The sequence below is a fragment of the Vibrio sp. R10-SG3-ISO10 genome, assembly GCF_059834185.1.
Genome location: NZ_JCBDHG010000015.1, coordinates 52,615 through 77,179, shown reverse-complemented (window position 1 = coordinate 77,179; position 24,565 = coordinate 52,615). Strand labels below are relative to the sequence as shown.

Below are 24,565 nucleotides of genomic sequence, written 5' to 3'. Positions count from 1 at the left end.
TGATTCTGGTCGTAAGTGGTCGATTGGGAGCTAAAAACTAAACTCTAGACTGTTTAAACATGTAATGCCTTGGGCTAACTCCAATGCTCTTATTAAATAGGGCTACCCAAAAGGAATAACAATGTTCGAAAAACCAGTTGTTAAAACGTTTCAGTACGGTAACCACACGGTTACTCTAGAAACTGGCGTTATTGCACGTCAAGCTACTGCAGCAGTAATGGTCACTATGGACGATACGTCAGTATTCGTTTCTGTAGTTGGTAAAAAAGAAGCAGTAGAAGGCCAAGACTTCTTCCCTCTAACAGTAAACTACCAAGAGCGTACTTACGCTGCAGGTAAAATCCCTGGTGGTTTCTTCAAGCGTGAAGGTCGTCCTTCTGAAGGCGAAACGCTAACGGCTCGTCTAATCGACCGTCCAATCCGTCCTCTTTTCCCAGATGCATTCAAAAATGAAGTACAGGTTATCGCAACTGTAGTATCTGTGAACCCAGACGTTCAGCCAGATATCGTAACTATGATCGGTACTTCAGCAGCACTTGCTATCTCTGGTATCCCGTTCAACGGTCCTATCGGTGCAGCACGTGTTGGTCACATCGATGGTCAACTAGTTCTTAACCCAAGCAACACTGAGCTAGAAACGTCTAAGCTTGACCTAGTGGTAGCAGGTACTGAAGGCGCTGTTCTAATGGTTGAGTCAGAAGCTGACAACCTAACTGAAGAAGAGATGCTATCTGCGGTAGTTTACGGTCACGATCAACAGCAAGTTGTTATCAACGCGATTAACGAATTCGCGGCTGAAGTAGCGACTCCAGCATGGGATTGGGTTGCTCCAGAAGAGAACACTACGCTTGTAAACAAGATTGCTGAGCTAGCAGAGGCGAAACTTGTAGAAGCTTACCAAATCACTGAAAAGATGGCGCGTTACGACCGTATCCACGCTATTGCTGGTGAAGTAAACGAAGTTCTACTTGCTGAAGATCCTGAAGCAAACACCAAAGAAATTCACACTATCTTCCACGATCTAGAGAAGACAGTGGTACGTCGCAGCATCATCGCGGGTAACCCACGTATCGATGGTCGTGAGAAAGACATGGTTCGTGCACTAGATGTACGTACTGGCGTTCTTCCACGTACTCACGGTTCTTCACTATTCACACGTGGTGAGACTCAGGCGCTTGTAACTGCGACTCTAGGTACGCAGCGCGATGCTCAAATCATCGACGAGCTAACTGGTGAGCGTAAAGATCACTTCCTACTGCACTACAACTTCCCTCCATACTGTGTGGGCGAAACTGGTTTCGTAGGTTCTCCTAAGCGTCGTGAAATCGGCCACGGTAAACTTGCTAAGCGTGGTATTGCTGCAGTAATGCCATCTGTAGACGAGTTCCCATACACAGTACGTGTAGTATCAGAAATCACTGAATCTAACGGTTCTTCTTCAATGGCTTCTGTATGTGGTACGTCTCTAGCACTTATGGATGCTGGTGTGCCAATCAAATCTTCTGTTGCAGGTATTGCAATGGGTCTTGTGAAAGAAGGCGACGACTTCGTTGTTCTTTCTGACATCCTTGGTGACGAAGACCACCTAGGTGATATGGACTTTAAAGTAGCAGGTACTAACACTGGTATTACTGCACTTCAGATGGATATCAAGATCGAAGGTATCACTAAAGAGATCATGCAAATTGCTCTTAACCAAGCGCAAGGTGCACGTAAGCACATCCTATCTGTAATGGATGAAGCTATTTCTGGTGCTCGTGAAGATATCTCTGAATTCGCTCCTCGCATTCACACAATGAAGATCAGCGCTGAGAAGATCAAAGATGTTATCGGTAAAGGTGGTGCAGTTATCCGTGCTCTAACTGAAGAGACTGGTACAACTATCGAAATCGAAGACGACGGTACAATCAAGATTGCTGCAACTGAAGGTACAGCTGCGAAAGAAGCAATCCGTCGTATCGAAGAGATCACAGCAGAAGTTGAAGTTGGTCGCATCTACACAGGTAAAGTAGCGCGTCTAGCAGACTTCGGTGCATTCGTAACTATCCTGCCAGGTAAAGATGGTCTAGTACACATCTCGCAAATCGCTGACAAGCGTGTTGAGAAAGTGTCTGACTACCTAGCTGAAGGTCAAGAAGTTCAAGTAAAAGTTCTTGAAATTGACCGTCAAGGCCGTGTACGTCTAAGCATGAAAGAAGCAGTTGAAAAGACTGAAGAAGCGGCTACTGAAGAGAAGCCAGCAACTGACGCATAATGCGATTTAAGTGAATAGGCCGGATTTGTGAATTAGCCTATTTTACTAAAAGCATGTTATAAAGGGAGCACTAGGCTCCCTTTTTTTATGCGGAAGACACTAGGTTGAGGCTTAGCAACAGGAGTATTTATTTGTGAAATGGTTTCAAACCGCAACGCTTAGCCTTGCATTATTAGTGACAGCAGGCTGTGCATCAACATCGAACCACCAAGCTGAGTGGGTGCTGCCTCCAATGGTAGAAGCACTTCAGCCTAGCTTGCAGCAAGAAGTTCAGATCGCACGTTTAAGCCAACTACTTGGCAGAACGGATTTACCTAACGAAACACGCGCTAAAATACTCTACGAACGCGGCAACTACTACGACAGTGTCGGGTTACGCAATCTAGCCAGATTAGATTACGAACAGTCTCTTGCTATCTATCCGGCTCAAGCAGATCTGTTCAACTTGCTTGGTGTTTACTTCACTGAAAAAAGAAACTTCGATGCTGCCTACGATGCTTTTGATTCAGCTTTAGAGCTAGCACCAGACAATAGCTACGCGGCGCGCAACAGAGCGATTGCACTCTATTATGGTGGCCGTTTTGATCTCGCTTTAGAAGAGATGCAGCAGCATTACAATCAAGATTCTAGTGACCCATTCAGTGCATTGTGGCTCTACATTATTAAGTCAGAGATTACACCGGAAATCGCTAGGCAAGAACTTGAGCAGAGCTACCAAAATCGCAACGACAAGTGGGGCTGGATTATGGTCGCGATTACCTTGGGTGAAATTTCTGAAAAGCAAGCATTCAAAGCAATTGTAGAGAGCACACGCGATAAAGTTGTTCTTGCCCAGCACTTAACAGAAGCGTACTTCTATCTAGGTAAGCGCTACCAACAAAGTGACTCAGAGCAGGATATTGCCAAAGCGATTTCGTTCTACCGTCTTGCGATCTCATTCAATGTTTTTGAGTATGTAGAGCATAGATACGCAATATTAGAATTGACTAATATTTATGAAGATCTGCAAGCGCAAGTCATCGCTAGAGCGAAAGCACAGCAGGCGGCAAATCCAACGCAGTAGAGCCATTGGCTCTTAGAACAGAAAAACGCTGAACTCAGCGCTTTTTTATTGCGTCTTAGCCAATCTGTCGTTAACATTGTTAGCTTGGCTAACTAAATAAATTTCCCCCATGAGTTTAGAAACTAGCTTAATAGAATTAGAGCGCTTTTGCTCCAAAGCATGGCGCGTCTATGCGAAAGAAGATCCTTTGTCGCTATTGAGTTTTAATGAGTTCGACTATTTGCGTGTCGTTCAGACCTATCCTGAAGGGGTCCGAATTACAGATTTAGCTGATGAAATGAAAGTGACCAAGCCTTCTGCTTCAAATATGGTCGTGCGGCTAGAGAAAAAAGGGCTCGTTAAACGAATCATGTGCAATGAAGATGCTCGTTCAAAGAAAGTCGTCTTAACTGAAAACGCGATTAAAGCGATGTCGCTGGAAAAGGTCGTCTATAAAGAAGTTGCAGAAACGATGAACGCAAAGTTATCTGATCAAGAAGCGGCACAGCTAGTTAGCTTATTAAACAAAACATTGTTGTAACACATTTAACTATTTAGTTAGCCTTGCTAACTAGAGCAGAGAAGCATGCAAACATCCATTTATAAACAATTTTGGAAATACACAATCCCAACCGTGGCGGCAATGTTGGTCAACGGTTTGTACCAAGTGGTGGATGGGATCTTTATTGGTCGCTATGTTGCTGCAGATGGCCTTGCCGGCATTAACGTAGCTTGGCCTGTGATTGGTTCAATTCTAGGTATTGGCATGTTGGTGGGTGTCGGGACTGGCGCTTTGGTATCAATCCGTCAAGGTGAGGGAGACAATCAAGGTGCGAAAAAAATACTTGCGACTGGATTATTACTCCTGCTCGTTTTAGCTCCTATTGTTTCAGGCATATTGTACTTCTTTTCAGAGTACTTCTTACGCTGGCAGGGTGCTGACGGAAAAGTTTATGAACTTGGATTGCAATATTTGGATGTGTTAATCGGCGCTTGTATCTTTACTTTAGGCTCCATTGCGATGCCATTTTTGTTGCGTAATGATGACAACCCAAATTTAGCGACGATTTTGATGGTCATCGGTGCTGTCATTAATATTGCTCTTGATTACCTAATGATTGCCGTGTGGGATTGGGAGCTCGCGGGAGCGGCGTTGGCGACCGCTATTGCTCAGGCTGTGGTGACATTACTCGGTCTCGCCTACTTTTTCTCATCTAGAGCCAACTTAAGGCTTAAGTGGAGTGACGTTCGTTTGAGCTTACCCGTCATTCCACAAATATTTGCCATCGGTACGTCAAGCTTCTTTATGTATGCCTATGGTGCGGTGATGGTCGCGCTGCACAATAACTTGTTCGCCCAATATGGCGATGTGATGATGATTGGAGCCTATGCAATTCTTGGCTATATAGTGACCGTTTATTATCTTACTGTTGAAGGTGTGGCAAACGGTATGCAGCCATTGGTTAGCTATAACCATGGTGCGCGAAACAAAGATAACATCCGAGCACTACTTAAAATTGCCATGACAACAGCTATCGTGATTGGCGTTGCTTTTGTCGCAGTGATTAACTTATTTCCTAGAGAATTTGTTTCGGTGTTTAACTCAACCGATGAGAAACTAATAGAGAACACAATATTAGGCTTTAGACTGCATTTATTTGCTCTTTTCTTGGACGGTTTCCTAGTGGTTGCAGGGGCTTATTATCAGGCAATTAACAACGGCACTAAGGCGATGTTTGTTAATGTTGGTAATATTTTAGTTCAATTGCCTTTCTTATACTTAATGCCGAAATTGCTTGGTGTCTCGGGAGTTTGGCTTGCTTTCCCACTTTCAAATATTGCACTGAGTGCGGTAGTCATAGTGATTTTGATGAGAGACCTGCGTCGTTATCGGACTCACCAGACGGAACAAGCGATTGCTTAATAGAAAAAGGGCTCTGTTGAGCCCTTTTTGTATCTATGACGTTCGAGACTTAGAGTGTTTTAACTTCCAAACCGGCTAATTGGTGCCAGTAGCCATTACATTGCCTACTGTCTATTTGACTAGGACTGCCACCTTGCTCATTCGCTCGGAATTTATCTACTTGTGAGAAAGTATCAAGACCAAGTGGGCTTAAGCGAACCACGTCGACTAACCCTTGCATACTTGGTAAGTCATTGATGAGGTTGTAACAGTAGCCTGACTGAGTCTGGATACCATTGAGATTAAACACCTCTTGCCCTTCTTGGCTGCTTACCTGAATGCCCGTTGGATATTTGATACAGCAAGTCTCGCAATCATCCTTGGCTTTATTCTCTGCACGGGCAGTGAAGCAGCGTGCCGAGTAGGCTAGGGGAAGGTAACCGTGACTGAATACCTCGACTTCAAATTTGCCTTTAATACCGATCTCATCACATTGGTTAAGTACATTACCTAGCCACTCACGAGATAGCTCTACTGGCATGCACCAACGAGTCATGCCTTGTTTTAAGAACAAGTTCAAGGTGTGTGCATTGTAGGTATTAACGGCGGGGCCGACGACGAAAGGCACGTTACGCTCAGAGGCAAGTTGAATCGCAGAGACATCGTTGGCTTCAATGGCGAAGTCACCATTGTCGATGTACTTTTTCATCACGTTGACTTCGCTTGGTGCTTCGAGCAGTGCCATTGTCGACAACACGACTTGTTTACCAGTATTACTGAGTTCCTTCGCTATCTCAAACCAGTGTGCTGGTTTCATTTCACGGCGTTTTGAACAGACACTTTCACCCAGATAGATAATATCTGCAGAGCTGGTTTTCGCTTGCTCATAAAACGCTTCGACATCTTGCTTTGGCCAGAAGTAGAGTAGCGGGCCGAGTGCGTATTTCATGTTGTTTTCCATTGTTCTCTCTACAAGTAAAGCTCTACTGCCATTTACGGTGGTATGCGCCAAGTGTGGTTTGCGTCCCTTCTGATACATTAGCGAGTGTTGCATTCCAGCTTGGCTCTACTTGATAGCCTTCTGGGTTCGCCAAGTAACGATCGATTGCGGCTCGCCAAGTGCGGGTCACTTGCTCAACGTAAGCTGGGCTGCGTTGGCGACCTTCAATCTTGACCGAAGCAACATTCGCTGCAAAGAGCTCAGGTAGCATAGATAATGTATTTAAACTGGTTGGTTCTTCCAGGGCGTGATACGCCTTAGTTTGCTCGTTCAAGTCCGCTGTGAATCGACCTTTACACAAAGTAGGGTAGCCTGCATTTTCACCTTCACTGTAACGATCAATCAGGATGTCATTAAGACGAGATTCTAGGCCATTGTCAGTTTCTTGCCAGCGAACATATTTGGCTGGGGAGCAGGCACCGACGGTATTTGGCGATTCACCTGTCATGTATGACGATAGATAGCAGCGGCCTTCAGACATAATGCACAGGCTACCAAAAGCAAATACTTCTAGCTCAACGTCACTGGTGATGTTGCGTGATAGCTGCTTTACCTGATGAATGGAAAGAACACGTGGCAGCACAACACGCTTTACATTGAAGTTCTGCTTGTAGAAATCAATGGCGGCGACATTGGTTGCTGAGGCTTGTACTGATAAATGAAGTTCAAGTTGCGGGTATTTTCGTGCGGCATATTCAAGTACGGCAATATCGGCCACGATCAGAGCATCTACACCACTTTGCGCGGCTCGATCGACCGCATCGGTCCAGCGTTCAAACCCATTTGGATGAGCAAAGGTGTTTAGGGCAACATGAATTTTTTTGTTATTGTCGTGAACGTATTGAACGGCCTTTTCGAGTTTCTTACCCGTGAAGTTCAAACCTGCAAAGTGGCGGGCATTGGTGTCATCTTTAAATCCGATGTACACCGCATCAGCACCACAATCAATCGCCGTTTTTAAGGCAGGTAAGTTACCTGCTGGGCATAGGAGTTCCATTGCTCGCACCATGACTGTCTGTTCTAAATTTGCTGAGCATTTTATGAAGAAATATGAACGGCAAATTTGATGTACAGCAGGTTTGCGTGACTTTCTGGCTTAATTACTCAAATAGGGTTAGTTTTTGTGGCGGCGATTTTGCGCAAATAGCTCTTCAACCTCTTGTCTAGGCTGAGGACGGTAGAAATGGAAACCCTGAATAGAGTTACAGTTTAGGTTAGACAGCAGAGTGGCTTGCTGCTGAGTTTCGACACCTTCAGCGACCACAGTGAGATCGAGTGATTTACCAAGATTGATAATGTTCTCGATGACTGTGATTTGTTTAGGAAGCGTATCAATATCAGAGATAAACGCGCGGTCTATTTTCAGCTCATCGATAGGGAAACGTGCTAAGTAAGATAGCGAAGAGTAGCCTGTGCCGAAGTCATCAATTGACAGCGCAAAGCCGAGCTTCTTAATCGCATTAAGCATTTGCACAGTGTGTTCGCTGTCACTCATGACTGCACTTTCTGTCAGTTCGAAAGTGATACAACTTGGGTCAAGCTCAGTGGTGCGCAGCAGCTTTTCCATATAGTCGATAAGCTTTGGATTACCGAATTGTTCTGGAGACAAGTTGATCGCCACGCGTCCAGGTAAAATGCCCTGCAGCTTCCAGCGCTTAACCGTGCTAAACACATCACGCATTACTACGCGACCTAAGTGCTCAATCAAGCCTGCTCGTTCTGCGACTGGAATGAAAGCGCCAGGGCTGATATAGCCTTCGACTGGGTGCTTCCAACGGATTAGGGCTTCTGCGCCGTTGATACTGAAATCGCGAGCATTAACCTTTGGCTGATACCAAACCTCAAGCCCATTTTGCTGCAGTGCTTTTTGCAGTTCGATTTCAAGCCACAAACGCATGCGAGCTTCTTTATTCATCTGATCATTAAACTTGATCAGACGGTTACGGCCGCGATCTTTTGCTTCATACATGGCCGTGTCGGCATTTTGCAGCAAAATACGTGCGTCATTACCATCTCCTGGGTAAGCCACACTACCAATCGAACAGGCTAAACGCTTGCTAAAATGGTGTAGATCAAAGGGCTGGTTAATCAGGGAGATAATTCGTTCCGACAGCATTTCTGCCATGCGATTATTTTCAGGTTCAGGCAAGATAATGCCAAACTCGTCCCCACCTAAGTGCCCTAACACCGCTTGTTGTGGTAACAAACGCTTCAAGCGAGAAGAGACTTCTTTAATCACCTTGTCACCGATATGATGACCCAGCGAGTCATTGATGTTCTTGAAGTTATCAATGTCGAGGTAAAGCATGATCAAAGGCGTTTCGTTGTGGATCAGTTGTTCTAAGCGTTTGGTAAAGCCAAAACGATTGTATAAACCCGTCAGCGAATCGAGGTGGATATCTTCCTGTTTATTGGTTGTAAGCGCAGTAGGCGCAGCTTCCGCATCATGAATCAGTATCAGTTGCGAATCGCTACCCAGAATCATCGCTGCATCTGCTTGAAGTTGTACTTTACGTTCAAATCCGCAGCGAGGGCTCGTCAAACAGGTCAGTGGCGTTTCCCCAAGCATAGTGGCTAACGATTCTGAAAAAACGGTTTTGGTTTTCTCATCAACAAATAAGCGCGAAAGGCTTTCGCCTAGCACATCTTGAATTGAGTCAAAGCCTAACAAGCGTAGGGCGGCTGGGTTAGCTGACAGAATACAATCATCTTCTACAAGAAAGATACCTTCAGGTAGAAGCGTCGTGAGCGTGGAAAATTTGCCTTCCGATTCCTCAAGAGAACGAATCAGAATTTGTTTTTCGGAGGTATCAAGAGCGTGGAAAATAACATGCTCTATCTTGCCTTCGTTTTCGATAGGAGAGATATTGAAATGCAGGCTCGTCTCTAGGTCGAGATCGCCCATGGTCATTTCCGCTTCAATGGACTCGCCTTTGAAAGCTCTATCGTAGTATGGCTTTAGATGATCATAGAACTGCTGTCCCATTATCTGATTATCACACATACCAATAAGTTCAGTCGGAGTTAGCCCTGCGATATCGCAATAGCGGCCATTAACCATTGCATAGTTATGCTGGTTATCCAAAATGGCGAAAAAAAACGGACTATTAGCCGTGATTTTTGTAAACCAGTGCTGTAATTGTTGCGATAGCATCAAGTTTTTCCGACTCTCCAAAGAGCAATTTATCCACTAGTGGAGCGAATGTGAGTGATGTTATAACTATAACTGTCATTGCCTAGAGTTTAAAGAGTTAAGGCTTAGCGCAGATTCTTTGATAAATAACAGGAATCTCTAGTTAAACATACTCTATGATGAGTAATTCTAGCTAACAAAGTAACGGATATCTCGCGTGATTAACAAGATTCGCACTCAACTAGTTCAAAATGCCGCATCAATTTTGCGATCTCCAGTCCACTTCTTGCCTCAAACTGTACAAAAAAGAGCCTTGCTTGAAGGCCTTAAAACTGTTTTTAAAGAAGCACTTGAGGATGGTGACTTTGAATTTCTTGAAGATAAGTGGTTAAAAGTTGAGGTAAAAGATCTGCGTTTGAGTTGGCTGATAAGCTATCAGGATGAGCAAATTGTGGTTGCAGATAAACCAGTACGAGAAGATGTCTTGTTTAGCGGCAATCTTAATGACCTGGTGCTGATTGCTGGACGCAAAGAAGATCCAGACACTTTATTCTTTCAGCGCCGTTTGACCATCGAAGGGGATACCGAACTAGGCCTTGAAGTGAAGAACTTGATGGACAGTGTCGATCTGGAGTCTTTGCCAAAACCTCTTCAAACCTTGTTAAATCAACTAGCCGATTTTGTGCAAAAAGGATTACAATCGCCTGCAACACATAATGAGGTTGTAAATGCTTATTCGAACTGAAGCACCGGCAGACATACTTGCCATAGATCGATTACTTAAATCAACGTTTGAGACTGAAGCGGAAGCTGACTTGGTCATGAAGCTAAGAGAAAACGGACGTCGCACCTTATCTCTTGTTGCCTGCAATGACGAAGGAGAGGTAGTCGGTTACGTACTGTTTAGCCCAGTGATATTAGACGGTAGTGACTATAATTGGCAGGGACTTGCTCCGTTAGCTGTCGATGAAAAGTATCGCCGACAAGGTCTTGCGGCTGACATGGTAAAGGAAGGTTTGGCTTCTTTGCGCGAATTTGGCTACCCAGCCTGTGTTGTGTTGGGCGATCCAGCTTATTATGGCCGTTTTGGTTTTGTGGATAGTGCAAATCAGCAAATGCACTGTCAATGGGAAGTCCCACAAGGGGCATTTCAAGTCCTAGCACTAGAAGAAAGTGAGTTTGACGGACGCTCTGGTTTGATTGAGTACAGTCCTGAATTTTCAGAGCTTTAATTTCAATGCTGTGATTCTAAAGAGCTAAAACTGTGGTTTTGTCCTTTTTTTGACCGCTTAGCTCTCAAGGCGTACTTTTTTGAAAAAATCTACTTGTCAGCGTTATCGGCTTTCGCTAGTATTGCTCGGCCTTCGGTAAGGAGGTCGCTAGCCTTGTTCAAAAACATCATTAAAGAGTTTTCGAGCGGCGCTGGCTCAACAATTTGGAACATAGGTGGAAATCATGTTTACAGTTCTACTTGTGATTTACCTGTTGGCAGCGGTTGGTGTAATCGGCCTAGTGCTGATTCAACAAGGTAAAGGCGCAGATATGGGAGCCTCATTCGGTGCAGGCGCATCAAACACAGTGTTTGGCGCAAGCGGCTCAGGTAACTTCCTAACCCGAATGACTGCAATTTTTGCAACAGTATTTTTCATCCTTAGCTTAGTGCTTGGTAATATGTCTACACATAAAACTGAGTCACAATGGGTAGACCCGACTCAAGGTCAGGTTATCCAACAAGCTGACGATGCGAGCGAAATTCCAGCCCCTCAAGGCGACGAAATTCCTCAATAAGCTATTTTCTAGCTGATAAATAGAATTAGCTGCCGAGATGGTGAAATTGGTAGACACGCTAGCATGAGGTGCTAGTGCCTTAGGTGTGAGGGTTCGAGTCCCTCTCTCGGCACCATTGATTTACAAACTTGTAAAACACCTTGGAGAGCGTATAATGCTCGACAAGTCGGACGCGGGGTGGAGCAGCTTGGTAGCTCGTCGGGCTCATAACCCGAAGGTCGTCGGTTCAAATCCGGCCCCCGCAACCAAATCCCTTTTCTTTTATAGAAAGTGGATTGGGACAAGTTTGCGCAATAGCGATATTGCGAGTTAAGTGGCATCGATATCACTTAACGTATCAGGGTCCAGCAACAAAAAACCCCGACTTTTCGGGGTTTTTTGTTATCTAAATTTTCTCATTGAGAATTTAGAGCTTTGCTTGGAATTTAAATTGGGCTCTGAGCCCTTTTTTTGTTTCTGGAGTGGTTTAAATGACTGGTTTAGAAAGACAACTTACTGAAATGCTTGAAGCTCCTGTAGCGGCATCAGGTTATGAGTTAGTTGGATTAGAATTTGTTCGCGCAGGTGAACACTCAACATTACGTATTTTCATCGATCACGAGAACGGTATTAATGTTGAAGATTGTGCTGAAGTTAGCCGTCAGGTTAGCGCGGTAATGGACGTTGAAGATCCAATCACAGTGGCTTACAACCTTGAAGTGTCTTCACCAGGTTTAGAAAGACCACTATTCAAAGCTGCACACTATGAACAGTTTATTGGTCACGAGGTAAGCATCGTTTTGAAGATGGCTGTAGGCAACCGTCGTAAGTGGAAAGGTGTAATCCACTCTGTCGATGGTGAAACTATCTCAGTTACTGTTGAAGGTAACGAAGAAGAGTTTGCCCTAAGCAACATCTCAAAAGCTAACCTGATCCCTAAATTTTAATTAAAGTCTTAGAGGCTATTTAAAATGAGTAAAGAAATTTTAGCGGTAGTAGAAGCGGTATCGAACGAGAAAGCGGTACCTCGTGAGCGTATCTTTGAAGCCCTAGAAATTGCTCTGGCTACTTCTACTAAGAAGAAGCACGAAATGGAAATTGATGTTCGTGTTGAAATTGACCGTAAAACGGGCGAGTTTGAAACATTCCGCCGTTGGTTGATTGTTGAAGAAGTTGAGAGCCCAACCAAAGAAATCTCTCTAGAAGCAGCGAAATTCGAAAACGAAGAGCTTGAACTAGGTGATTACGTTGAAGACGACATCGAGTCAGTAACGTTTGACCGTATTACGACTCAAACGGCTAAGCAAGTTATCGTACAGAAAGTACGTGAAGCTGAGCGCGCGCAAATCGTAGAGCAGTTCATCGACAACGAAGGTGAGCTAGTGACTGGTGTGGTTAAGAAAGTTAACCGCGAAACTGTGGTACTAGACCTAGGTAACAATGCAGAAGCGGTTATCCTACGTGACGACCAACTTCCTCGTGAAAACTTCCGTCCAGGCGACCGTGTTCGTGGCCTACTTTACAAAGTGGCGCCAGAAGCTCGTGGCTTCCAGCTATTCGTGACTCGCTCTAAGCCTGAAATGCTAGCAGAGCTATTCCGTGTAGAAGTACCTGAAATCGCTGAAGAGATCATCGAACTTAAAGGTGCAGCACGCGATCCTGGTTCTCGCGCGAAAATTGCGGTTAAAACTAACGACAAGCGTATTGACCCAGTTGGTGCGTGTGTTGGTATGCGTGGTGCACGTGTACAAGCTGTTTCTGGCGAACTTGGTGGTGAGCGTATCGATATCGTTCTTTGGGACGATAACCCAGCGCAATTTGTTATCAACGCAATGGCACCTGCTGATGTTGCTTCTATCATCGTTGATGAAGATGCAAACGCAATGGACATCGCTGTTGAAGCAGACAACCTAGCACAAGCTATCGGCCGTAATGGTCAAAACGTACGTCTTGCATCTCAACTAACGGGTTGGGAACTAAACGTAATGACAGTTGAAGATCTTCACAAGAAACATGCTGAAGAGTCTCAAGCTGCAATCGAAAGCTTCATGAAGCACCTAGATATCGAAGAAGACTTTGCTCAACTGCTTGTTGAAGAAGGTTTCTCTACTCTAGAAGAAGTGGCTTACGTACCTGTAAACGAGCTTCTTGAAGTTGACGGTCTAGATGAAGATCTAGTCGAAGAACTACGTAATCGTGCTAAGAATGCACTAACGACTCTTGCTCTTGCTCAAGAAGAATCTTTCGAAGGTGTAGAGCCTGCTGAAGACCTACTTGGCTTAGAAGGTCTGGAGCGTGAGATGGCATTTAAACTGGCAGCTAAAGGTGTTGCAACACTAGAAGACTTAGCTGATCAGGGTATCGATGATATCGAAGGTATTGAAGGTCTAACCGAAGAACGTGCGGGTGAGCTAATCATGGCTGCTCGTAACATTTGTTGGTTCGGCGACGACGAATAATTTCAGCAAGGAGGAAGCGGATGACACAAATTACTGTTAAGGCACTGAGTGAAGAAATTGGTACACCAGTGGACCGCTTGATTGAACAACTTGCTGACGCTGGCATGAAGAAAGCGAGTAGTGATCAAGTTACTGATGAAGAAAAGCAGAAACTTTTGACTCACCTTAAGAAAGAGCACGGCGACACTTCAGGTGACGCGGAGCCAACTCGCTTAACATTACAGCGTAAAACTCGCAGCACACTAAGCGTTAATGCTGGTGGTGGCAAGAGTAAGGATGTTCAAGTAGAAGTGCGTAAGAAGCGTACTTATGTGAAGCGCAGCATTATCGAAGACGACGCGAAACGTGAGGCTGAGGAAGCAGCAAAGCGTGAAGCTGAAGAGCTTGCGAAGCGTGAGGCTGAAGAGCAAGCGAAACGTGAAGCTGCAGAGAAAGCAAAACGCGAGGCCGAAGAGAAAGCGAAGCAAGAAGCGGATGCAAAACGCGACGCTGAAGAAAAGGCTAAACGCGCCCAAGCTGATAAGGCTAATAAAGACATGAATGCAAAAAATGCGGAAGCTAATACGCAAGCGAAGAAAGAAGCTGACGAGCTGAAGCGTCGTCAGGAAGAAGAAGCCCAACGTAAAGCGGAACAAGAAGCGGCTAAGCTTGTTGAAGAAGCTCGTAAACTTGCTGAAGAAAATGAAGCTCGTTGGACTGAAGAAGAGAAGAAGAAGAAAGAGCTTGAAAACTCTGACTACCACGTAACCACTTCTACTTACGCTCGTGAAGCTGAAGATGCGGCTGACCGTAAAGAAGAAGGTGGCCGTCGTAAGAAGAAGAAAAAAGCTTCTAACAACGATGACCAAAATCGTGGCGGTCGTAACCAGCGTGGCGGCAGAAACCGCAACAAAGGTAAGCTAGCTAAACCAACTTCAATGCAGCAAGGTTTCGATAAGACAGCAACGGTTGCTAAAGCTGATGTTGTAATCGGTGAAACTATCGTAGTTTCTGAACTGGCAAGCAAAATGTCAGTGAAAGGCACGGAAGTTATCAAAGTAATGATGAAGATGGGCGCAATGGCGACTATCAACCAGGTTATCGACCAAGAAACAGCACAGCTTGTTGCTGAAGAAATGGGCCACAAGGTAATCCTGCGTAAAGAGAACGAGCTAGAAGAAGCGGTACTATCAGATCGTGATAATAATGCTGAATCAGTTCCTCGTGCTCCTGTTGTTACTATCATGGGTCACGTTGACCACGGTAAAACGTCTACGCTTGACTACATCCGTAAAGCACACGTTGCGTCGGGTGAAGCAGGTGGTATTACACAGCACATCGGTGCTTACCACGTTGAAACTGACAACGGCATGATCACTTTCCTTGATACTCCTGGACACGCGGCGTTTACTGCAATGCGTGCTCGTGGTGCTCAAGCGACAGATATCGTTGTTCTAGTTGTAGCGGCAGACGATGGTGTAATGCCACAAACAATCGAAGCGATCCAGCATGCGAAAGCGGCAGGTGTTCCTCTGATTGTTGCTGTGAACAAGATCGACAAAGAAGATGCAAACCCAGATAACGTTAAGAACGAGCTAGCTCAGTACGACGTTATTCCTGAAGAGTGGGGCGGTGAGAACATGTTCGTTCACATCTCTGCGAAACAGGGTACAAACATCGACGGTCTTCTAGAAACTATCCTTCTGCAATCTGAAGTTCTTGAACTAACTGCAGTTGAAGAAGGCATGGCGTCTGGTGTGGTTGTTGAATCTCGTCTAGATAAAGGTCGTGGTCCAGTTGCAACTGTACTTGTTCAGTCTGGTACGCTAAACAAAGGCGATATCGTTCTTTGTGGTCAAGAGTACGGCCGTGTTCGTGCTATGCGCGATGAGAACGGTAAAGAAGTAACGACTGCTGGTCCTTCTATCCCAGTAGAGATCCTAGGTCTTTCTGGTGTACCTGCTTCTGGTGATGAAGCAACAGTAGTACGTGATGAGCGTAAAGCGCGTGAAGTAGCGAACTACCGTCAAGGTAAATTCCGTGAAGTGAAACTGGCTCGTCAGCAGAAAGCGAAACTAGAGAACATGTTCTCTAACATGGCTGCTGGTGAAGTTGCTGAACTGAACGTTGTTCTTAAAGCTGACGTACAGGGCTCTGTGGAAGCAATCTCTGACTCACTAATCAAGCTTTCAACTGATGAAGTGAAAGTGAACATCGTAGGTTCTGGTGTTGGTGGTATTACTGAAACTGATGCCGTACTAGCAGCAGCTTCTAACGCTATCATCCTTGGCTTCAACGTACGTGCTGATGCAACAGCTCGCCGTACTGTTGAAAACGAAAACCTAGACCTTCGTTACTACTCAATCATTTACCAATTGATTGATGAAGTGAAACAAGCAATGGGCGGTATGCTTGCTCCAGAATTCAAGCAAGAGATCATTGGTCTTGCTGAAGTTCGTGACGTATTTAAGTCACCGAAACTGGGCGCAATCGCAGGTTGTATGGTTACTGAAGGTATCATCAAGCGTAACAACCCTATCCGCGTACTACGTGATAACGTTGTTATCTACGAAGGTGAACTAGAGTCACTACGTCGCTTTAAAGATGACGTACAAGAAGTTAAGAACGGCTACGAATGTGGTATCGGCGTTAAGAACTACAACGATGTTCGCGTTGGTGACCAAATCGAAGTCTTCGAAATCGTTGAAGTTAAACGTACTCTAGACTAATTGACTAACATTGCTGGCTTACTTATTGATAGATAAGCAGTAATTGGTTGTTGAATACGCCATGGGGGGCTGGAATTTATCCATCCCCCCATTCTTTCTAATAAGAGAAAAGATATGTCAAAAGAATTTAGCCGCACGCAGCGTGTTGCACAGCAGCTGCAAAAAGAACTCGCAATGATCCTTCAACGCGAAGTTCGAGATTCTCGCCTAGGCATGGTGACGATTTCTGATGTGGAAGTGTCACGTGATTTAGCATACGCGAAAGTTTTCGTTACTTTCCTATGTGTTGGTGAGCAAACTCCAGAGTCTTGCCTAGAAGCACTACGTGAGCATGAAGTTCATATCCGTATGATGCTAGGCAAACGCATTCGCCTACGTCTAACACCTGAAGTGCGTTTCCACTACGACAATACACTTGTCGAGGGTATGCGTATGTCAAACCTAGTGTCAGAAGTAGTTAACGAAGATAAGCGTAAACAGCATGACGCTGGCCGTGAAGAAGATCAGGCAGGTGAAGAGTAATGGCTCGTCGTCGTAAAGGTCGTCCAATTAATGGTGTTGTCCTTTTAGACAAGCCAACAGGCATTTCATCTAATGATGCACTGCAGAAAGTAAAACGCATTTACTTTGCAGAGAAAGCAGGTCATACCGGTGCTCTGGATCCCCTAGCGACAGGTATGCTGCCAATCTGTCTTGGTGAAGCAACCAAGTTCTCTCAGTTCTTGTTGGATTCTGATAAACGCTACCGAGTGATCGCCAAGTTAGGTGAGCGCACGGATACCTCGGATTCTGATGGTGAAGTGGTTGAGACTCGTCCGGTAGACGTTTCTCTAGAAAAACTAGAAGCATGCATCGATAAGTTCCGTGGTGAGTCAGACCAAGTGCCTTCGATGTTTTCGGCATTGAAATACCAAGGTAAGCCTTTGTATGAATATGCGCGCAAAGGTATTGAAGTGCCGCGTGAATCACGCAAAATTACGGTTTATGAAATCGTCCTGCATCGCTTTGAAGGTGATGAAGTCGAGATGGAAGTCCACTGTTCAAAAGGGACTTACATCCGCACTATCGTCGATGATCTCGGTGAAATGCTCGGCTGTGGTGCTCACGTCACTATGCTACGTCGTACAGGGGTTGCTAAATATCCATACGAGAAAATGGTTACTCTAGAGCAACTTAACGAGCTGTTAGAGCAAGCAGATCGTGATGAAATCGCACCAAAAGAGCTACTTGATCCTCTGTTGTTACCAATGGATACCGCGGTAGAAGATTTACCAGAAGTGAATCTAAACGCTGAGTTAACTAACTTGGTTCAACACGGTATGCCAGTACAGGTATTAGGTGCACCAGAAGGAACGCCTCTGCGTATGACTTCAGGTGAAGAGAAGCTCTTTATCGGTGTTGCTGAAGTCAATGCTGATGGCAAGGTTGCTCCTAAGCGCTTAGTGGTTTTCCGCGAAGAAGCTGAGTAACAGACTATCGTTACTGAATACATTAAACCGAAGCTCAATGCTTCGGTTTTTTTATACCAGTGTAGAGTAATGTCCGCGTATACATGGCCGCAATAGCAACAAAGTTCATCTCATCCAGTTGTTACCCTGTTGTAAGGTTTACCAAGGCGTCGAAATCTCAAGCCTTGGCAAAGGAGTCTGGATACTAGTGTAAGAGGCTACTTAACCAGCTTAGCCTCAGTCAGTGCTGCTCTCAGTGCGTCAGCGCGTTTACGGTTAACTCCGAAATCAGAGTGACCAGTGCGGGATTCAGAGCGAACAATCAGGTTACTCCCTTCTATTCTTAATTCCAAATCATCGACGAAACGCATGATCTTACTGGTAAATTCTACTCGTAAATAATCAGTGTTTTTTTCTGCAGTTTTGGTTCTTGGTTGTTCTAGTACCACAGCTTCGATCTGATCTAAGGTTACGCCATCATTGAGTTCAAACGGCGCGAGGTTATGCTCTGGTCGAGTATCTTGTGTTGAAACGCAGTTAGGTTTGTCACCGCAAGGTGAAGCTGTGCGATCTGACATATCTTGTACTCCTTGGCTACAAGCGGTTAAACCCAATAGGGTGATTGAAAGGAGAGCGGCGTTCTTCATTTTGAATACCTTGTCTTACTCTAATTGAATTCAATTATATGTTTTAAATGAAAAAAGGATCCAATTAATGGATCCTTTTGTGAGTTGAGTTAAGGCTATATCTCAAGGTAATCAAGTATACCTTCAGCAGCTTTACGCCCTTCATCAATCGCAGTAACAACAAGATCAGAACCGCGAACGGCATCTCCTCCGGCAAAGATCTTTTTGTTGCTCGTCTGGAACATAAACTCTTGATCAGATGGTGCTTTGATACGTCCCCATTGATCGAGTTCTACGCCATATGGTTCAAGCCAACTCATCTGGTGGGGTTGGAATCCAAATGCCATGATAACGGCATCGGCTTCCAATACATGTTCACTGCCTTCTACAGGTTCTGGGCGACGGCGCCCCGCTTCATCTGGTTCACCCAATGCCGTTTTGACCACTTTGACACCGCTGACTTTGCCTGAGCTGTCGACCTCAAGTCCTAGTGGCTGAAGGTTAAACATAAAGTTAACCCCTTCTTCTTTGGCATTTTTTACCTCACGACGAGAGCCCGGCATGTTGGCTTCATCACGGCGGTAAGCACAAATGACGTTATCAGCACCTTGGCGAATCGATGTACGTACACAGTCCATTGCGGTATCACCACCACCAAGGACGACGACTTTTTGCCCTGCCATATCAATAAACGGCTGGTCATCTTCTAAGCTCATTACCTTATAGGTATTTGACACTAAGAAAGGTAGAGCGTCATACACACCCGGAGCATCCTCGTTATCTAGACCCGCACGCATATTCTTGTAAGTGCCGACGCCAAGGAAGACTGCGTCATACTCATCGACAAGCTCCTGCATTTGGATGTCTTTCCCCACCTCAATGTTGAGCTGAAACTCGACGCCCATTTCGCTAAAGACTCGACGACGATTCTCCATGACCCCTTTTTCCAACTTAAACGATGGAATACCGAAAGTGAGTAGACCGCCGATTTCAGGGTAGCGATCGAAAACAACAGGCTTGACGCCGTTACGAACTAAGATATCTGCCGCTGCAAGGCCAGCAGGCCCTGCACCGATAATAGCAACCTTCTTATCTGTCCACTCGACTTTGGACATGTCTGGTTTCCAGCCCATCTCAAACGCTTTATCGGTAATGTACTTTTCAATATTACCAATTGTCACGGCACCAAAGTCGTCGCTTAAGGTACAAGAACCTTCACACAGCCTATCTTGAGGACATACTCGACCACACACTTCAGGCAAGCTGTTAGTTTGGTGAGAGAGCTCAACCGCTTCTAATATGCGTCCTTCATTGGCGAGCTTTAGCCATTGCGGGATATAGTTGTGAACCGGACATTTCCATTCACAGTAAGGGTTACCACAGTCTAAGCAGCGATCTGCTTGCGCAGTGGCTTGCTGCTTAGTAAAGGGTTCATAAATTTCGACGAACTCAATCTTACGAGTTTTAATCGGCTTTTTCGCAGGATCTACGCGTTGTACGTCGATAAATTGGTATACGTTCTGACTCATGATTCAAACATCCTCCATGAATTATTGGACTTGAACGCGCAGTTCTGCGGCACTGCGGCTTTGATGGCCTAGCAGGGTGTTTAAGTCTGCTGCTTGAGGTTTCACTAAGTAGAACTTTGGAATCCATTCATCAAAGTTCGCTAAGATGTTTTCTGCGTGAGCAGATCCTGTCTCTTCTAAGTGTTCTGCAATTAAGCCACGTAAATGTTCCTGATGAATATAGAGCTCAGAAAGGGCAACTGCCTCTACCGATTCTTGGTTCACGCGACCTTGGAAGTCGTCGTTTTCATCCAAGACGTAAGCGAAGCCGCCTGTCATACCAGCACCAAAGTTCACGCCAGTCGCACCAAGAATGGCAACAATACCGCCTGTCATGTATTCGCAAGCATTATCGCCAGCGCCTTCAATCACAGAGATGGTGCCAGAATTACGCACCCCGAAGCGCTCACCTGCAGTACCTGCCGCAAATAGCTTGCCGCCTGTTGCGCCATACAAACAGGTGTTGCCTATGATGGTCGCCTCATTACATCTAAAGGCGGTACCTTGGTGCGGCTTGATAACAATCTTACCGCCAGCCATGCCTTTACCGACATAGTCATTAGCATCACCCGTCAGGTACAGTTCAACACCGCCCGCATTCCAGACGCCAAATGACTGACCAGCAGTACCATCCAGATGGAGTTTAATCGGTGTTGCAGCCATACCTTGGTTACCGTAGCGTTTGGCTATTTCACCAGAAAGACGAGCGCCAATTGAACGGTCAGTGTTAATGACGTTATAGAAGAGGTCAGCACCTTGCTTAGCCTCTACAGCCGCTAAGGTATCTTCAACGATCTTTTGATTGAGTTCTGCCTTGTCAAATGGAGCGTTTGGCTCGGTCCAATAAAGCGGATGGTTTTGTGGTGACACTGGTGCTTCAAGAATACTAGATAGATCGAGCTTGCTCTGTTTGGCTGTCATACCTTCTACTGCTTCCAGTAGATCGGTACGACCAATGAGATCTGTTAGCTTTTCAACACCAAGTTCAGCTAACAGCTCGCGCACTTCATCAGCAAGACCGACAAAGTAGTTCATCACCATCTCAGGTAGGCCTTTGAAGTATTCTTTACGTAAGGTGTCATCTTGCGTAGCAACACCTGTCGCACAGTTGTTTAGGTGACAAATACGTAGGAACTTACAACCCATCGCGACCATTGGGGCGGTACCAAAACCGAAGCTTTCTGCACCAAGAATTGCCGCTTTGACCACGTCTAAGCCAGTTTTCAAGCCACCATCAACTTGGAGGCGAATCTTGTGGCGAAGACCATTGGCAACTAGAGCCTGCTGAGTTTCGGCAAGGCCGAGTTCCCAAGGGCTACCTGCATATTTTACTGAGGTGAGTGGGCTTGCTGCCGTACCGCCGTCATAACCAGAAATGGTAATCAGATCGGCGTAAGCCTTGGCAACCCCTGTTGCGATAGTGCCGACACCAGGTTCAGAAACCAACTTCACCGATACCAGAGCATTCGGATTGACCTGCTTAAGGTCGAAAATAAGCTGAGCCAAATCCTCAATCGAATAGATATCGTGATGAGGAGGAGGGGAGATAAGGGTTACCCCTTGCACTGAATAGCGCAGTTTAGCGATTTCAGCCGTGACCTTATGCCCCGGTAACTGACCGCCTTCACCAGGCTTCGCCCCTTGTGCAACCTTGATTTGCAAGACATCAGCATTAGTTAAGTAGTGCGGTGTTACACCAAAACGTCCTGAGGCAATCTGCTTGATACGAGAGTTACGTTCAGTACCAAAACGGCGTGGATCTTCACCACCCTCACCGGAGTTTGAGTAGCCACCCAGTCGGTTCATGGCGGCTGCCAGAGCTTCATGAGCCTCAGGGCTTAAAGCGCCGATAGACATCGCTGCGGAATCAAATCGTTTGAACAGTTCAGTGCTTGGTTCGATTTGTTCCAGTGGTAGCGGTGAGTCTGATTTCTTCAGTTGCATTAAGTCACGTAGCATAGCGACAGGGCGATCATTGACCTGTTTGGCAAAACTCTTATAGTCCGAAGAGTCGCCGGACTTAACTGCGGTTTGCAATGTTCCTACAACATCGGGGTTGTAGGCGTGGTATTCACCACCGTGGACATATTTGAGCAGTCCACCATGTTCGATAGGTTTGCGTTTCGCCCAAGCTTTGCGAGAAAGGTTGTATAGGTCTTGCTCAAAGTCTTCAAAGTTTGCACCTTGAATACGCGTTGTAACACCATTAAAGCACAGCTCGACAACTTCCTGACTTAGGCCGACAGCTTCAAATAATTGCGAACAACGGTATGAAGCGACCGTTGAAATGCCCATCTTAGACATAATCTTGTACAGGCCTTTGTTGATGCCGTACTGGTAGTTCTGCATCACTTCGCGATAGCTCTTATCGATCGCACCATCATCAATCACTTTGCCTAAGGCTTCATAGGCCAGGTACGGGTAGACCGCGGTTGCGCCAAAGCCAAGTAGAACCGCAAATTGATGCGGATCACGCACCGTTCCTGTTTCAGCAATGATGTTAGCGTCACAGCGCAAGTTAGCTTCTATTAGGCGGCTTTGCACTGCGCCTACTACCATCGCAGCTGGGATAGGTAACATGCCTTTGCGTAATGCTCGGTCAGAAAGAACCACGAGCACAGAGCCATCTTTTACCACCTGCTCGGCTTGTTCACAAAGATCTAAGATGGCTTTTTCGAGATCTTTCTCTTGAGGATCGTAGTTAATATCCAGTACTGAGTTGCCATAGTGTTGATCGTTTAGCTCGAGCAACTGCTTCATATCTGAGTAAAGCAGAACAGGCGAATCAAAGGTGACTCGATGGGCGTGACCATCGGTTTCACAGAAGACATTCATCTCCTGACCAATACTGGTTGCAAGCGACATAACGTGTTTTTCACGCAATGGATCGATCGGTGGGTTGGTTACTTGAGCGAATTTCTGACGGAAATAGTCAGTGACAAGGCGTTCTTTGGAAGAGAGCACTGCCATTGGCGTGTCATCACCCATTGAGCCAACGGCTTCTTGCCCCATATCACCCAGAACACGAAGGACCTGATCGACTTCCTCGTTGCTCATCGCAAACTGTTTTTGGTAGGTCTTAAGTTGGTCATCGTCAAAGCTACGTTCACCTACTTGATCTTCGGCTAACTGCGAGAATGGTGTAAGTTTATGAACATTGCTATCCATCCACTCTTTATATGGATGGCGACCTTTAAGATCATTATCAATTTCGCTTGATTGCCATAGCTTGCCTTGGCGAGTATCCACCACTAACAGTTCACCGGGGCCTACACGGCCTTTTTCCGCGACTTCATCCGGTGCGTAATCCCAAATACCGACTTCTGATGCGAGAGTGATCAGCTTGTCTTTAGTGATCACATAACGAGCAGGGCGCAGGCCATTTCTATCTAAGTTACATGCCGCATATCGACCATCGGAAAGTACGATACCAGCCGGGCCGTCCCACGGTTCCATATGTTTCGAGTTGAAGTCGTAGAAGGCGCGTAGATCTGGGTCCATATCCGGGTGGTTTTGCCACGCAGGTGGAACAAGCATTCGCATAGCGCGGAAGATATCCATGCCCCCGGCTAAGAACAGATCGAGCATGTTATCTAAGCTTGATGAATCTGATCCCGTTTCATTGACGAAAGGTGCCGCCGTTTGCAGGTCGGGTAGGAGCGGCGAAGCAAATTTATAAGCACGCGCTCGCGCCCACTGCCTATTGCCTTGAATCGTATTGATTTCACCGTTGTGGGCGAGATACCTGAATGGCTGTGCTAGTGGCCAACGCGGTTGAGTGTTAGTCGAAAAACGCTGGTGGAACAAGCAGATAGCTGATTCCATGCGTAGGTCGGCGAGGTCTAAGTAGAACCTAGGTAAGTCTGCTGGCATACACAGACCTTTGTACACCATGACTTGAGTCGACAAGCTACAAATATAAAACTCGTTATCGTCAACGATCTGTTTTTCAATTCGGCGGCGAGCGATATACAGGCGTCGTTCAATGTCGCGCTCACGCCATCCGGCAGGTGCTGAGATAAAAACTTGCTGAATATTGGGCAGTGAATCAGCCGCAATTGGGCCTAACACTGCCGAGTTGGTCGGCACTTCTCGCCAACCTGAGACGGTCAATGTCTCTTTTGCAAGCTCTTGATTAATAATGTCTTTAGCTTGTTGAGCTTTTAGAGGGTCTTGATTGAAAAAAATCATACCTACGGCATATTGTTTGCCGAGGTTGAAACCATTTTCTTCAGCGATAAGACGAAGATATGAGTCGGGCTTTTGTAATAAAAGACCACAGCCATCACCCGTTTTACCGTCTGCGGCGATACCACCACGGTGGGTCATGCGGTCAAGTGCTGAAATTGCGGTGCGTACCAGTTTATGGCTTGGCTCACCTTCCATATGTGCAATCAAGCCAAATCCACAGTTGTCTTTTTCAAGACGAGGATCATATAAAGCCATTGCAATTCTCCCTTTGCTTCTCTGTCATCCCGACAGAACTACCAACATCAAAAGGGTTGGTATGTATGACTAACTATGCGTTCTAATTGTTATATATCGGATAGATATGCAGTAAATATTCTTAAAATATTTAACAAAATTGGACGAATTCATTTTCATCGACTTCACAACGTATAGGTTATTGTAAAAAAGGTCAAGTTCTTGGTGGAAT

18 protein-coding genes and 2 tRNA genes are annotated in these 24,565 nt (G+C 45.7%); 14 read left to right on the top strand and 6 right to left on the bottom strand.

Annotated elements, in window-relative coordinates:
• Nucleotides 1–121 precede the first annotated feature (121 nt).
• From pnp to AC6R16_RS07190, 4 genes are all read left to right on the top strand, one after another.
• Nucleotides 122–2,254 carry a polyribonucleotide nucleotidyltransferase gene (gene pnp / locus AC6R16_RS07205; protein WP_500641488.1) on the top strand — a complete coding sequence of 711 codons (2,133 nt, stop codon included), beginning with the start codon at nt 122–124 and terminating at the stop codon, nt 2,252–2,254.
• A 133-nt stretch (nt 2,255–2,387) separates the two neighbouring features.
• Nucleotides 2,388–3,317, top strand: coding sequence for a lipoprotein NlpI (gene nlpI, locus AC6R16_RS07200; RefSeq protein WP_500641489.1), 930 nt, complete (start codon nt 2,388–2,390; stop codon nt 3,315–3,317).
• 109 nt (nt 3,318–3,426) lie between these two features.
• Nucleotides 3,427–3,837, top strand: a complete 411-nt coding sequence (locus AC6R16_RS07195; protein WP_500673992.1) for a MarR family winged helix-turn-helix transcriptional regulator — start codon at nt 3,427–3,429, stop codon at nt 3,835–3,837.
• 45 nt (nt 3,838–3,882) lie between these two features.
• A complete protein-coding gene (locus tag AC6R16_RS07190) occupies nt 3,883–5,220 on the top strand; it encodes an MATE family efflux transporter (RefSeq protein WP_500641491.1) in 1,338 nt (445 codons plus the stop codon).
• 49 nt (nt 5,221–5,269) lie between these two features.
• Here AC6R16_RS07190 and AC6R16_RS07185 read toward each other — a convergent pair whose 3' ends face one another.
• From AC6R16_RS07185 to AC6R16_RS07175, 3 genes are all read right to left on the bottom strand, one after another.
• Nucleotides 5,270–6,148, bottom strand: coding sequence for a U32 family peptidase (locus AC6R16_RS07185; RefSeq protein ID WP_500673991.1), 879 nt, complete (start codon nt 6,146–6,148; stop codon nt 5,270–5,272).
• 34 nt (nt 6,149–6,182) lie between these two features.
• Nucleotides 6,183–7,196 (bottom strand): ubiquinone anaerobic biosynthesis protein UbiU, encoded by a 1,014-nt coding sequence (ubiU, locus tag AC6R16_RS07180; protein ID WP_500673990.1) that lies wholly within the window; start codon nt 7,194–7,196, stop codon nt 6,183–6,185.
• Nucleotides 7,197–7,313: 117 nt separating this feature from the next.
• Nucleotides 7,314–9,353, bottom strand: coding sequence for a sensor domain-containing protein (locus AC6R16_RS07175; RefSeq protein WP_500673989.1), 2,040 nt, complete (start codon nt 9,351–9,353; stop codon nt 7,314–7,316).
• A gap of 196 nt (nt 9,354–9,549) precedes the next feature.
• Between AC6R16_RS07175 and ubiT the strand changes: the two genes are divergently transcribed.
• The 10 genes from ubiT to truB all read left to right on the top strand — a co-directional run bounded on the left by ubiT (nt 9,550) and on the right by truB (nt 17,735).
• Nucleotides 9,550–10,077: a ubiquinone anaerobic biosynthesis accessory factor UbiT gene (ubiT, locus tag AC6R16_RS07170; protein ID WP_500641495.1), complete on the top strand. Its 528-nt coding sequence runs from the start codon at nt 9,550–9,552 to the stop codon at nt 10,075–10,077.
• Complete coding sequence (locus AC6R16_RS07165) at nt 10,061–10,564, top strand: GNAT family N-acetyltransferase (protein ID WP_500673988.1); 504 nt, start codon at nt 10,061–10,063, stop codon at nt 10,562–10,564. The genes ubiT and AC6R16_RS07165 overlap by 17 nt, the downstream gene beginning before the upstream one ends.
• A 223-nt stretch (nt 10,565–10,787) precedes the next feature.
• Nucleotides 10,788–11,120, top strand: coding sequence for a preprotein translocase subunit SecG (secG, locus tag AC6R16_RS07160; protein ID WP_004415521.1), 333 nt, complete (start codon nt 10,788–10,790; stop codon nt 11,118–11,120).
• Between the two features lie 31 nt (nt 11,121–11,151).
• Nucleotides 11,152–11,235, top strand: a tRNA-Leu gene (locus tag AC6R16_RS07155).
• A gap of 56 nt (nt 11,236–11,291) precedes the next feature.
• Nucleotides 11,292–11,368: transfer RNA gene (locus AC6R16_RS07150), tRNA-Met, on the top strand.
• Nucleotides 11,369–11,590: 222 nt separating this feature from the next.
• Entirely contained in the window at nt 11,591–12,046 is a 456-nt protein-coding gene (rimP, locus tag AC6R16_RS07145) for a ribosome maturation factor RimP (protein ID WP_004744998.1), read from the top strand.
• A gap of 24 nt (nt 12,047–12,070) precedes the next feature.
• Complete coding sequence (gene nusA, locus AC6R16_RS07140; RefSeq protein WP_171323121.1) at nt 12,071–13,558, top strand: transcription termination factor NusA; 1,488 nt, start codon at nt 12,071–12,073, stop codon at nt 13,556–13,558.
• A gap of 20 nt (nt 13,559–13,578) precedes the next feature.
• Nucleotides 13,579–16,266, top strand: coding sequence for a translation initiation factor IF-2 (gene infB, locus AC6R16_RS07135; protein WP_500673987.1), 2,688 nt, complete (start codon nt 13,579–13,581; stop codon nt 16,264–16,266).
• A 114-nt stretch (nt 16,267–16,380) separates the two neighbouring features.
• Nucleotides 16,381–16,788, top strand: a complete 408-nt coding sequence (rbfA, locus tag AC6R16_RS07130) for a 30S ribosome-binding factor RbfA (RefSeq protein ID WP_005472794.1) — start codon at nt 16,381–16,383, stop codon at nt 16,786–16,788.
• Nucleotides 16,788–17,735, top strand: a complete 948-nt coding sequence (gene truB / locus AC6R16_RS07125; protein ID WP_500673986.1) for a tRNA pseudouridine(55) synthase TruB — start codon at nt 16,788–16,790, stop codon at nt 17,733–17,735. The genes rbfA and truB overlap by 1 nt, the downstream gene beginning before the upstream one ends.
• Before the next feature lie 197 nt (nt 17,736–17,932).
• Here truB and AC6R16_RS07120 read toward each other — a convergent pair whose 3' ends face one another.
• From AC6R16_RS07120 to gltB, 3 genes are all read right to left on the bottom strand, one after another.
• Nucleotides 17,933–18,361: a DUF1499 domain-containing protein gene (locus tag AC6R16_RS07120; protein ID WP_500673985.1), complete on the bottom strand. Its 429-nt coding sequence runs from the start codon at nt 18,359–18,361 to the stop codon at nt 17,933–17,935.
• 95 nt (nt 18,362–18,456) lie between these two features.
• The gene (locus AC6R16_RS07115) at nt 18,457–19,869 is read right to left on the bottom strand and encodes an FAD-dependent oxidoreductase (protein ID WP_500673984.1); all 1,413 of its coding nucleotides are present in this window, start codon (nt 19,867–19,869) and stop codon (nt 18,457–18,459) included.
• A gap of 21 nt (nt 19,870–19,890) precedes the next feature.
• Nucleotides 19,891–24,354 carry a glutamate synthase large subunit gene (gene gltB, locus AC6R16_RS07110; protein ID WP_500673983.1) on the bottom strand — a complete coding sequence of 1,488 codons (4,464 nt, stop codon included), beginning with the start codon at nt 24,352–24,354 and terminating at the stop codon, nt 19,891–19,893.
• Nucleotides 24,355–24,565 lie beyond the last annotated feature (211 nt).